Here is a 12109-nt window from a genome sequence, read left to right on the forward strand (position 1 = left end):
AATTTTGTCGTTAAAATCATTTTTCTTTCAGAAGAGGCTGGGGCCACCGGTTTTTCGGTGACTGTCAGGTGAATACTAGCTCAGCACACTAAATTGATATGTTTTCACATAATCTGGAGTAACTGTATTTTCTGTTACATCTGATGTAAATTTCTATATAGTATCCTATCCTCAGGATCGGCTTGGAGATTCTCCGATTTAAATTGCCGCAAAAACCCTCTTCTTCCCACCCTCCAACGTCATTCGCTCTAGTTCAAGAAACTGTTCTCTCTTTTTAATATATTATCCAATTCAGTGGATAATTCCTCCATTATAATGAAAAATCCTTCGTAGGAACGGAACCTGCTCTCGATCCTGGTAAATGAGTCCGCTTGGAATAGAGAAGAGGGAACCCGATTCGGACCAGCATTTTAAGGAGAATGAAAATGAAACAAAAGCTCTTAATTACGAGCCTCCTAGCAATCGCGCTGGGATTGTTCGGGAACTGCGGTGGTGCAGGAAGTTCTGATAGCTCGGCTCTTGCTTTAGCAGGCCTCGGCGGGGGAGGTGGCGGTGTAAAGGTCGCCACCGCTGCGGACCTGGCCGTCGAATCTGCGGACAATTACGATGATAACAAGTTCGGATTGATTTCCGCCGGGACTCTTCGGAATTGGATCGATGATTGGGCTAACAATAAACCCGCTGGAATCACTGGAGACTTGGTAATCTTCCAAGCGAATAAGGTCGGAAGCGGTAAGACTATCATTAAACCCACTACCGGAGTTCGGGTTTACGTTTCAGTAGCTAATAACGCAGGTCCGGGCGATCCAGTTCCGACTTATTCCTGGAAAACTTTCCGGGAGAATCGGAACAATGGATTAATCTCCATTACAAACTCTTACGGAATCATTAGCGGTCCGAGTATCGATAGCTGGTTTCAGTGGTATGGCGTGGATCCTACGAAAGATCTTATCGTCTTTGCAAGCGGCACGGGAGACAATTACGGATCTATAGGTCACCAGCACTATGCATTGCGCTATTGGGGGGTTTCTCACGAACACTTGGCCATCTTAAACGGTACGATCAAAGGTCAGTTCGACGAGACTAACGAACTGGGATTGGATGCCGATGAGAGTATTCCACCTCAGAATGGAACTTTTTCGGTTAAACAACTCAAGAATGTAGATAATCGAATTCTGACTCTAAGCATCGAAGATACGATCCAAGTGGTCAAGAATAACGGTCATCACGGTTTGGCGGGATTATCCTCTACCGTTTACATTTCGGACAATAGGACCAAGGCGACCATCGATGCAAATCCAGACGGTTATACCGCTACGGCTGGATGGCAAGAATATGACGGCGGTGAAAATACTACCGGATCTACTTTGAGCGGGGCATCTCCGGTGGCTTTCGAAGGGCATTTGAAAGGAGCCGTTTTCGTCCCTCACTGGAACTTGATAGATCGCACTTCCTTGGATAGCTCGAAAGATTACACCGGTACATCTTCTCCGTTCAATACGTTAAAGTTCAGACCGAAGAGCTATGTTAAAGCGCTCTGGGACGATTATTCCGTTGGAATCAATCCGGCCGACGGGACAACTCCGTATAGCTCTACAAATAACCCTAATATCGGAGCTACCGCTTATCAAGAGGGGCAAACCATTTTACAATATTGCCGAACCAATACTAGAACCCAAACAAGTGGGATATCCACCAACTTGATTCTTGGTCGCCCTACCGTATTCTTAGAGGATGGTTGGAGTATCTTTGGACTATTGGCGGGAAATTTTCCAGGAGCGAACTTTGATAACGAAGGCGACGCTGCCGCTACCTTTCCGTCCGTTCCGGCTAAATTTGCCCCAGACCTTCAGGGTGTAGTTGAATCTGGCGCAAGAGGTTCAGGTTCAGGACCTCATTATAATGGAAGTGGAGCGACTAAAGTCAAAAAGACTACGGTGGCTTCCTATTCCATCAATTCAACAGCTACCACAACCAAACAAGCGTTTATAGACGACTGGAACTATAAGAACCAGTAATACCTGAAAACGAAAGCGGGAGGAGGTCCTCCCGCTCCATATTCTGTAACGTATAATAAAAAGAAGAGGGAGTTACAAATTTTATGAAATACTTAACAATTTTGTCCGTCGCTTTGACGGCATTTCTATTTTTTTCCGATATCGCAATGGCATCCGGAGGTTTCGGAGGAGGAGCGGTTGCAGGCCAGACTCTTCGCGGCAAGGAAAGGGAAAAATTCAATCTAGGTAAGGCAATCTATAACGGAGAAGTCGCCTTAGATGCCAAGAAAGAAGATCTCGTAAAGGCTCAAAAGAATCGTTTGGAATATCTGCAAGGCTCTTTACCCAACTCCGAGAAAGGACGAGTCAACCTGGAAGATCTTGCGGGCAAACTTTCCGAAGAACAAATCTCAGCTCTGGAATTTTTCGTGAGCATTCGATTCAACGTCAAGTTGGAAGAGAAGAAAGAATAAACCCTGGATCCATATAAAATGAAATACATCTTTAGGAAGGGATTTTTTCTTCCCCTTCTATTATTAGCTCAGCCGTCCTTCTTTAGCGAGTTATTCGCACAAACGGTCTGGGCGCCTTACCAAAGACAATTATGGGTACGGACGACTGCGGTGAATTCCACCTACGATTCCGCATATGTGGGCAAATACCATACGACGTATGATGACGACGTCCGGATCAACGTGGGAGCCATCGCTTTCGAATACGGAATCACGGATAAACTGACCTTCGATATCCAAACCGGTTTCGGAAAATTGGGAAGGGTTCAACTTATCGATCGATACTTCGGCACCTTAACTTCTCCCGAGCAACAGGACAAATACGGGTTCGTGGATTCCCGTGCGGGTATTCGTTATAAGATTTTAGACGAATACGATTACGATTCCATCTGGGTTCCTACGATTTCTGTACGTGTGGGAGGAATTAAGAAAGGCGATTACGATCGAAATCCGCAGGCGCTCGGAGACGGAGCGAACGGAGGAGAGATCAATGTCTATCTCGGCAAGGACTTCAATTTCTGGGGCCTCGGAGCTTTGGGAGAATGGAGCTATCGTCGTAGGGAAAAGCCGGTGCCCGACGATATCCTGTATTATGGAGCCTTGTACAAACGCTTTCTGGATAATTTCATCTTTATAGTAGGCGGAAGAGGGCAAATCGGTCAGGGAGGTTATGCTTTTGCGGATCCTAGAGGAACTCCTCCTTTAAACCTGATCCAACTTAATCCTCCTTCCATAGCTCCTTTCGGAACGGACTGGTACAATTATTATCTGGAGCACGAAAGACCTGCCTGGGGAAGGAAAGAAGTGTATCATAATTTGGAAGTAAGTCTCGGTTACACGGACAAATACGGAAACTACTATAACTTCTTTTATTCTCATACGTATGCGGGGTATAACACCGCGATATTGCGGACCTTCGGGTTCATGATCAATTTTCCGTTTAACTTATAGTTTGGGAGGGAATATGAAAGGTTTCAGATTATCTAAAATAGGAGTCGGGTTCTTGGCGGCGATTTTTGTTCTGCAATGCGCGAACGCTCCCGAATACATAACATTGTCGGAGAAGCTTACGTTACCGAGTCCCCCTGTCGTCGTATTCGGTTTGGAATCATTAACGAATGTTTCGAACAACGATTATAATGAAAATACGTTCGGGTTAATTACTGCTTCTACCTTAGAAGCTTGGCGCTCAAATTGGTACGCCAATCGTCCCGGCGGCATCTCAGGTAATTTAGTGGTCTTTCAGGTGACTAGCGGGGCGCTTTCCGGCGCTTTTTTACGCCCGACTACAGGCGTGAAGGTATACGGATTACCTACTTCATCGTCCGATTATACTTTCTTCGGACAAACGCGATTTAATGGAGTAATTGAGACAGAGACGATAGTCCCGGAGGGGGCAAATATCGATGCTTTTCTAAAATTCTTCGGAGTTGATCCGGCTGTCGACCTTATCGTTTTTGCTCAGGATTCCCCTTCGGATAGCAACCTGATGTCTACTCTGCGTTCCTGGTATACTCTCTATTATTGGGGAGTGGAGAAGTCGCATTTGGCAGTTTTAAACGGTTCGATTTCATCCAAGATTTCGGCAAGTATTCTCACGGGTGGTTCTATATACACGACACCCGCAAGCGCCGGTGCTGGAAAAATCGGGAATCTATTGCGGGATCAAACAATCGTTCAAGCGACTCTTGCCGATGTATTCAACGTCGTTAAGAATATTACTGTTTCTACATATGAAAACTCGACTCCCGCTCCGAGCGAAGGAAGTTTTCTTTTGGATGCCCGTTCGGTTGCAGAATACAATGGGAATGCAGGGGCCACTGTTGGGCCATCAAACTTCAGTTGCACGGGTTCTCCTTGTTATGCGACTTACGAAGGACACATTAACGGGGCGATAAATATTCCTTATGCGAACTTTATCGACGCAAACAAGGAATTTTTATCTAAGGCTGATTTAGTTAACCTATTACAAACCAACGGGTACCAGCAAGGACAAACCATTATAACATATTGTCGAACTAATGTGCGTTCCTCCATTACCGGATTCGCTACTCTTGCCATACTAGGATATCCCACTCGATTTTACGACGGATCTTGGGTGGAATGGGGATCTCTCGCTTATGATTCTACCGGGGCTTGGTCGAATTTGAGCGGAAATTCTCCTTGGAGAACTGATATTTCCACTGTGACTTCACCATCTCCGATACTATATAATGTTGGGAGGAGTGGAATTACTTCCGCTAACGTCTCCAGTCTTAGTAGCTATTTTTCACCTGCAATGATTTATGCAAAAGGTGCCAACGCGATCATCGATGCGGATAAGAAATTTTTGGCGGGATCCGCATCCTCCGGAGGCGGTGGAGGCTCTTCCGGCGGTGGAGGTGGGGGCGGAGGCAACCCTTGCGGAGGATAAACCTCCTATTTCTTTCGGTCGCGGTTTTCGCGACCTGCCTCTTCCTAATCGTCTGCCGGGGAGAGGAATTTTACCAACGGCATTGGGTATTCCCCCTCGAATCCCAAGGCTCGCTTTCTTTCGAAGCGGATTCGGCAACTTGTGGAAGCTGCCATCCCAAACAATTCGGTTCTTGGAAAGCGACTCTTCACTCCCGGGCCGTAGGCCCGGGCTTTCTTTGGCAATTACCTCGAATAGGCAAGCACGGGTCGGAGAATTGTTGGAACTGTCATAGCCCGAACCCCGAAACGAAATCCGCATGGCTTGTTCGATTGGGTTGGGATGCCCCTAAACACGGTGCGTGGAAATCCGGAACGGAAGGGCAGGGCATCCAATGCGCCGCTTGCCATTTGAGACAGGGAAAAATCTACGGACCTCCGTCTGCGGGAACTTCGGCCAGCATATTCGAAAAATCGAATATGTTTCACGGAAAGTTCGAGGAAAGGAAGGAATTCGACCAGTCAGAATTCTGCAAGCCTTGTCATCAATCCCCGGAAAAAGGAAGAAAGATACGAGATAAACCTCTCATGGACGTATACGGCCAATGGGCTCGTTCTTCTTTCGGGGAGAAGGGGACTGCCTGTCAATCCTGCCATATGCCCGGTAGGGAACATCTTTGGAAGGGGATCTCGGATAAGGAGACGGTTCTAAGAGGAGTGAAGACCGAGTTGAAGGTTCTTCCCGAAGGCCTAGGAGTTAGAATTCTTGCGGAATTGAAGAACGAATTCATAGGCCACGAATTTCCTGCTTATTCAGTTCCGAAAGTATACCTGGAAATTTGGTCGGAGTCCGAGGATGGAAAAGCGAAAAAACTGAGCGACTATTCGATAGGTTGGATGTTGGATTTGGAATTAGAGAATGAAATTTTCGATACCAGACTGAAGCCCGGAGAATCAGCGAGACTGGAGACGATCCTCTCCGAACCCGAATGGAGTCGGATCAAGAGAATTTATTTTAAAGTGGTAGTGGATCCGAAAGAATATTATAAAAGAATGTTTTCGGATAACTGGAAGGCTAAAGATAGTTTTGCGGAAGCAACCAAGCCTTGGGTTCTCCCGAATTTGAAAAAGGCATTGGAAGAAGCGGAAAGTTCGAAATACGAACTTTCGGTCTTGGAATGGAGAAAATAGGTCGGGCTTTCGCTCTCTGGCAATCGGACGTATTCGATTGGTTGAAGAAATTCGGATCCAGGAAAGGAAGCGCAAAGACTTTACCCTTCCGGAAATTCCAAAAAACAATTTCCCTATCTTGGATGCTTCTTTAGAATCATCCAAGAAATGAATTCCCTCTTGGATGAACCGGATTTTCCCAAATTGATTCTTGCCTACCGTGAGGCCCTCCAGAGGAGATACTCTAAGGAAAATCTATCTCGGTATTCGGAGTTCTCCTCCATCCCTGAAGAAAGAGTGAAACTTTTAACGAAATATTTTCTGGAGCTACTTTATCCGGAATGGGAGGGACGAAGGAGGTTGGATGGAGCCTTTCGTTCTCTTTCCGGTTTCGTACATTCTCCTTCCAAGGTTTTCGGTTTATTAGGTTCTTTAAGCGGCGCCGTTTTCAAGTTGGGAAGACATCTTAAATCCGCATTTCAGGCCGGAATCGCGGCCTTACATTCTTATGTAACCGCTCATCGTTTCGAGGAGATCATGTATTCCAAGGCGAAGGAACTCCTACAGAAAGGAGAGGATCTTTCCGATCCGAATATCTTTCGTAAAGTAATCGCCTCGGTTCCGAAAAAGGATGCGGAGCAATTTCGATCCGATATCGTAACCTTATTCCGAACCTTATCCGATCAAGAATTGCTTTCCAAGATCAAACAACTCATGGAGGAAGTGGTCCGGACCATGAAGTCTAAGCCTAAGACTTACACTCCGGAGGAAGTGGAAGGAATTCTCTTGGGAGCCGGAATTTTGACTCGGGGAGAGGAGTTGTTTCGAGGGATGAATCGCGAAGAAATGAATTTGATCTTAAGAGCGATCGATCGGATTGAAAAGGATTCTTTCGAAGAGGCGTTGGGATCTTAAGCCCGAATCTGAAGCGAGATGGAAGCATATGATCAGCCATATATGCCGAAATAGGATATGATTATTCTATTTTCTTAGATTTCGAAAGTTTGGGTTCGATTTGGATGAGTTCCACTCCGGAATTTGTTTTAGCGAATCCGTCGATTCTTTTGCCGCGGGTTTCCAATTCTTTCTTCAGATCCTCGAGTTCTTTCGCGCCTTTAAGGTGAGAATACAGTAACCAGATGCGGCCGCTACGACTTTGAAGTTCAATCGAATTGCCTTTCAGTTCTTCGGGAATAAATTCAAAATCGAGTTTCGGCGATCTTCCGGTTTCATTATAATAAATGAATGCACTCTCTGCGAGAGTGTATACATATAACTTATCGCCGGGAAGTGCATGTTTGGAAACGTATTCCAGACTTTTGCGCACGTTTTCTAAAGAAAACGGGAAAGAAAATGTAAGAATCAAGGCCGATAATATTGGAAAGAAGGAGAGAATGGAAGCGCGTAGAACTCTCTTGTCTGATAATTTTTCGGAGATATTTAATAACGTAAAACTTGAAACCATCAGAACCGGAGGTACGAGATACAGTAAAAAACGTAAATCCACGGGATAGAGCTGGAAAGAGGATATAGCTAAATGTACGAATATAGGAAGTAGGAGTAGTAGCCCAACGGTCACGTTTTTCGATTTGAGTAATCTCAATATTCCGAAAACGTAAAGACCGAAAGTTATGATTCCGAATGGGCCTTGATATAAAACTCCGCCGAAGAACTTACCGATGGCGTCCCCAAGAAAAAGCCAGAAATCAGCCTGTAGCGGATTTGATGGCAGAAATGTTTTTTTCCAGTAATCGAGCATTACGCTTTTGCTCGGATGAGATTGCAGAAATAATATATAATATGCCCCAAAGAAAAAAGCCCATGATATGGCGGGGATTAAAAGGTATACTGGTGAGAAACGCTTCTCGATTAAACTTTGATATCCTAATAAGATTCCTATGCAAAACAAAACGATAGGAGTTATATTCGAGAGAGGGAGAAGGATTACTCCTAAAGCTGAAATCCAGAGTATTCTTCTGAGTTCACTTTTGTATTCTCTCAAGGTCAAGAAGGTCAACAACAAGTAAGAGAGGCAATCTAACATATATTGTTTCGCTTCGGAGGCGTAATAAATTAAGGAAGGAGTCAGACAAAAAAGTAGCGTAGCATAGAGTGAAAGTTTTCTGTTTTTGAAAATCAGCTCTGCGACGTTATACATCAACGGAATACAGATCCAAAATGAAACCAGAGGAAATAGTCTTAGTCCGTATTCCGTATATCCGAATGGAAATGCGAATAACTTTTCGAACTGAAGAAAGAGGATAGGTGCCATCTGGTTGTATTCCAAGGGTTCCAATAATCCAAGAGGCGAACGATGGATTATACTAAGAACGAGCATTGCTTCATCCAGCCATAAGCTACGATTTAGTAGATATTGATATACAGAGGTTAGAATGCCGACCGAGAAAACGAGATTTCTGAGAGTGGAATGGGATAGGGATTCGATTTTAAGAGAGATGCGATTATAAAATTCTTTCAAAAACATTATAGAAGGCGCAAGACTACATGCCCTTACGTTAGTAACTTTTTGAATAAAAATACGGCCGCAAATATATGCATATTACAAAAATGGGATTCAGAATAAAAAAGGAAAAGTTTATTAGGAAGAGACTCGGTATGCTTTTAAACCACTGCCGACGGTCGGAGTCGAACCGACACGGGGTTGCCCCCGCTGGATTTTGAATCCAGTGCGTCTACCAATTCCACCACATCGGCGGGTTATAATGATACCTTTTTCCTTTTCAGGAATCGAGTTCGATGTATTTGCCCTTTCCTCGGGCAACGATTTTACCGATCTCGTTTTCGATTTCCGCGCGGTTTTCGATTACTTTTTTATTTTTCTTTACGAACCATCCGCGAAGATGCAAGGGTTGATTGACTTGCGCAGGTTGTAAAAAGCGAATCGTAAGCTCGCCGGTTGTCGTTTTGAAATTCATAGCCTCGTTGATCTTAGCCATGATTTCGTCCAAAATAGTCGCAATGATACCGGGATGAATGACGTCCGGCGACCCTTGAAACTTTTCCGGGACAGTGTAATCTCCGTAAGCGGTCTTTGTGTCCTCGTCAAAGGTGATCTTTAACTGAAGACCGTCCGGATTATCAGGACTAGACCCGAAGCTCAGGTTTTCCCGAACCGTAGATTTCATATATGTCAAGTTATTACTTAACATTCATGGTGTCAATCCTAAAAACGTAAAGGTCTTTGTTTAAGAACGATGGGATATTCTGTCGAAAATAGTAAGGAAGAACCAGTTAGATGACGGCCCTACTTCTATTACTCGGGTTGCTCTCCGCGGGAGCAGGCGCATATACACTATTTCGGGATCCCAACCGCTCCCAAGGTTCCTCTGCGCCCGGTTCTTCTTCCGGATCGGGCGGCGGCGGAGCGTCGTCTTCGGGGGCGGGTTCGGGTCCTAGCCCGGCTCCGGGCGATCGGGGAAAATTAGTCAACGTAGGAGAACCTTCTACTCCGTCTGCGCCTGTCCCTTCTCCCGGAAAACAATCCTCTTCTCCTTCCGCACCTTCCGCTTCGCCTCCATCGGGACAGCAGGAATGGCAAGGCCCTTCGGGTGAAGCGGAGAAACCTTCCTTACCGGGATTAAAGAAAAGTAACAAACTCAATCTTCCGCACCTTACGGACGATATCATCCGGAACAATTCACGTTATGCGCATCACCGACGTCCCCTTCTTCATTCGGAAGCCTTGGTGGATAAGGAGAATTTTCTAGGCGCTCTTGAAATTCTAAAGAGGACGAATTCTAGAATTCCGGATCAGGATATCAATCGCAAGATAGGCGAAAATATCCAGGCGATAGAGGACCATCTTACTTCTCCTCCCGAAGAGGATACGTATTCTCCGGACGATCCGAATTATGCGGGACCTCCGATTCCTATGGGGGACTTGGTTCGGGCTATTAAGGATATTAGCCAAGCCATGGGAAGCAGTCTGTCCCAAGGATTCGCCACTCCGATCCAGATACAGGCTCCTCCGGGAACGGAAGCGCCTAAGCTTCCTGCGGAACTTCCGTCGGGACCGGTATCTTACCAAATCATATCTTATGCTCCGTCTTCCGGGCCGATTCCACCTCCTCCTCCGGGAACTCCAAGTTATTCTCCGAGTGGAATTCCCGGCCCCCCAGGACCTCCTGGCGGTGGGGGAGGAGTTCCTTCCGCACCTTCTTCTTACGAGCCGCCCCAAGCTCCGGAAAGACCTTCCGCTCCGGAGCATTTGGATCCGAACGAGATGGATCTTCCATCCGACACGTTCTTCACGGACGAGTGGGAGAAGTTTAAAGATTTACCGTTAGTCGATCGTAGGACTGGAGAAGATCGTCGTTCCGGCGGGGAGAGAAGAGGGGACGGAGGAACTAGGAAGGATAGAAGAGGGGAAGATGATAGAAGAAAGGAAGATCTCTTCCAACAACGCGACGATTATTTAAAGAAGAAGTCCGAGGAGAAGCGCGAAGAACGAGCTCGACAAGAAGAGGAAGAGCCGCTTCCACAAGATTGGCCTAGACCCGAATATCCTTTATCCGATCAGCTCCCTCAATTTGCGGCTCCTATACTACCGCAGATCGATCTGGTTCCGATCCGATTGCCGGAACCGGAAGATAAGGTTCTAAGAGGAGAAGTTCCAGAATCACCTTCTCCTCCGGCAACTGCGCCTGCTCCCGAGGCCGGTCCCGCTCAAAGTTTAGCTCCTGTAGAACTTCCTAAGATCGATCTTCCGGATCCCGTGGACGAAAGAAGGCAGGAAGAATCCGCTCCGGATATACAACCCATAGGCCCTGGCCAGGCCCCTAGTTCTCCCGGTGCGGAAGAAGCGCCCGAGATAGAGGTCTTAGAAGGAGGTCTCGAACCTTTAGACGAGGATAGACCCGAGTCCTCGGGCGGAGGCGATAAGGACGACGAGCCTAAGATGATCCACGGTATTCTGGAGCTTAAGCCTCCGGAAGTGGACGACGCGCCTTTTCTTACTCTTACCTACGATTTCGGAAAGATACCCCATTCCTTTAAGCTTTCTAAGAATTATAGTATTATGGAATACTCATACTATAAGTATAAGCCGATGCTGATAAAGGCGCAGGAATTCGCCCGCAGGAAGATGCTGAAAAACGCGTTGAATTATTATCGAGTCATTAAATCCCAGAATATCCCTCCCGAGCTCAGAAAAATGATAAACCGTAATATCAAGGATATTACGGAATTCATGGAGAAATATCTGATGGCAAAAGGTTAGAGGAGGGCTCCCTCCTCTAACTATTACGGCGGGGGAAATCCTATTGGACCCTGCTCACGATCGCGCTGAACTTAGTGCAGTATCCGGTTCCGACGAGTCCATAGAACCAGGATTCGGTCATCTTGATATCGGAAAGAGTTCCTCCGTAGGCCTGTACTTGCAGTTTGGCCATCGCGGTCTGCTGTCTTCCGTTTGTGCTGATCGGAATAAAAAAGAAAAGTTGAAATCCGCAACTTTCCGAATAAACGGGAAAGCTCACGATTCTTTCGTCCTTTTCCGGAGTCTTGAGAGGAGGTTGGACCGGAATGACCGTAGGCGTGGAAGAGCATCCGTAAGTTAAAAGCCAGGAAGATAAAACGAAAAATATGCCTAGTCTCTTCATCTTACTGCCTCTCCCGAAATGGACGTGCAACGCATTGTTCCTATTACGATCCAATACCAATCCTCTTCGATTACGATATTCACGAGTCCCGCGGCTCCGGGAGCCTGGGTGAGAGCGTTTATATAGGCTCTTTCTACCCTGGAGTTCAGGGCCATGGGGATAAAACTCGTTTCCATGAACAATAATCCCAGAACGCCGCAGGCCTCGCCTTTGACTCTCATGAACGGTTTTTCTTTTCCGGTTAGGTGCGGTTGGATCATAACCTCTCCCGAGGAACATCCGATTCCGAATAGTAGAGGTAGTAATACTAGGAAGAAGATAGAAATGGTTTTTCCCATAGGTCCAACGAGAACGTACCGTGCCATTCTTGGAAAGAAAAAACGCTTTTTTGGGAAATTAAGTGGCTCGAATTCGGAGT

General features: G+C 46.2%; 11 protein-coding genes and 1 tRNA gene. 7 read left to right on the forward strand and 5 right to left on the reverse strand.

What is annotated here, in order from left to right:
- Positions 1 to 425 precede the first annotated feature (425 nt).
- The 6 genes from LEP1GSC061_RS20240 (at position 426) to LEP1GSC061_RS20265 (ending at position 6985) form a co-directional block, all read left to right on the forward strand.
- The gene (locus LEP1GSC061_RS20240; protein WP_016547299.1) at positions 426 to 2018 is read left to right on the forward strand and encodes a hypothetical protein; all 1593 of its coding nucleotides are present in this window, start codon (positions 426 to 428) and stop codon (positions 2016 to 2018) included.
- Positions 2019 to 2101: 83 nt separating this feature from the next.
- Positions 2102 to 2470 carry a hypothetical protein gene (locus LEP1GSC061_RS20245; RefSeq protein ID WP_016547375.1) on the forward strand — a complete coding sequence of 123 codons (369 nt, stop codon included), beginning with the start codon at positions 2102 to 2104 and terminating at the stop codon, positions 2468 to 2470.
- An 18-nt stretch (positions 2471 to 2488) separates the two neighbouring features.
- Positions 2489 to 3460, forward strand: coding sequence for a hypothetical protein (locus LEP1GSC061_RS20250; protein ID WP_016547450.1), 972 nt, complete (start codon positions 2489 to 2491; stop codon positions 3458 to 3460).
- A 13-nt stretch (positions 3461 to 3473) separates the two neighbouring features.
- Positions 3474 to 4922 (forward strand): sulfurtransferase, encoded by a 1449-nt coding sequence (locus LEP1GSC061_RS20255; RefSeq protein WP_040510080.1) that lies wholly within the window; start codon positions 3474 to 3476, stop codon positions 4920 to 4922.
- Positions 4910 to 6091, forward strand: coding sequence for a multiheme c-type cytochrome (locus LEP1GSC061_RS20260; protein ID WP_016547378.1), 1182 nt, complete (start codon positions 4910 to 4912; stop codon positions 6089 to 6091). Before LEP1GSC061_RS20255 ends, LEP1GSC061_RS20260 begins: the two co-directional genes overlap by 13 nt.
- Positions 6092 to 6238: 147 nt before the next feature.
- Positions 6239 to 6985 (forward strand): hypothetical protein, encoded by a 747-nt coding sequence (locus LEP1GSC061_RS20265; protein ID WP_016547167.1) that lies wholly within the window; start codon positions 6239 to 6241, stop codon positions 6983 to 6985.
- 61 nt (positions 6986 to 7046) lie between these two features.
- Here the strand turns inward: LEP1GSC061_RS20265 and LEP1GSC061_RS20270 are convergent, their stop codons facing one another.
- The 3 genes from LEP1GSC061_RS20270 to LEP1GSC061_RS20280 form a co-directional block, all read right to left on the reverse strand.
- On the reverse strand, positions 7047 to 8342 hold the full coding sequence (locus LEP1GSC061_RS20270; protein WP_156844607.1) for a hypothetical protein: 1296 nt from the start codon (positions 8340 to 8342) through the stop codon (positions 7047 to 7049).
- Between the two features lie 359 nt (positions 8343 to 8701).
- Positions 8702 to 8785: transfer RNA gene (locus LEP1GSC061_RS20275), tRNA-Leu, on the reverse strand.
- 26 nt (positions 8786 to 8811) lie between these two features.
- Positions 8812 to 9216 carry a PaaI family thioesterase gene (locus LEP1GSC061_RS20280; protein WP_008595600.1) on the reverse strand — a complete coding sequence of 135 codons (405 nt, stop codon included), beginning with the start codon at positions 9214 to 9216 and terminating at the stop codon, positions 8812 to 8814.
- Positions 9217 to 9326: 110 nt separating this feature from the next.
- On the opposite strand from LEP1GSC061_RS20280, the gene LEP1GSC061_RS20285 reads away from it, so the two are divergent.
- A complete protein-coding gene (locus LEP1GSC061_RS20285; protein WP_016547021.1) occupies positions 9327 to 11309 on the forward strand; it encodes a hypothetical protein in 1983 nt (660 codons plus the stop codon).
- A 40-nt stretch (positions 11310 to 11349) separates the two neighbouring features.
- Here LEP1GSC061_RS20285 and LEP1GSC061_RS20290 read toward each other — a convergent pair whose 3' ends face one another.
- Both LEP1GSC061_RS20290 and LEP1GSC061_RS20295 read right to left on the reverse strand, forming a co-directional pair.
- The gene (locus LEP1GSC061_RS20290; protein ID WP_016546931.1) at positions 11350 to 11691 is read right to left on the reverse strand and encodes a hypothetical protein; all 342 of its coding nucleotides are present in this window, start codon (positions 11689 to 11691) and stop codon (positions 11350 to 11352) included.
- A complete protein-coding gene (locus LEP1GSC061_RS20295) occupies positions 11688 to 12056 on the reverse strand; it encodes a hypothetical protein (protein ID WP_232218536.1) in 369 nt (122 codons plus the stop codon). Before LEP1GSC061_RS20295 ends, LEP1GSC061_RS20290 begins: the two co-directional genes overlap by 4 nt.
- Between the last annotated feature and the right edge of the window lie 53 nt (positions 12057 to 12109).

It is taken from the genome of Leptospira wolffii serovar Khorat str. Khorat-H2 (assembly GCF_000306115.2).
In the GTDB taxonomy this organism is placed as follows: Bacteria; Spirochaetota; Leptospiria; order Leptospirales; family Leptospiraceae; genus Leptospira_B; species Leptospira_B wolffii.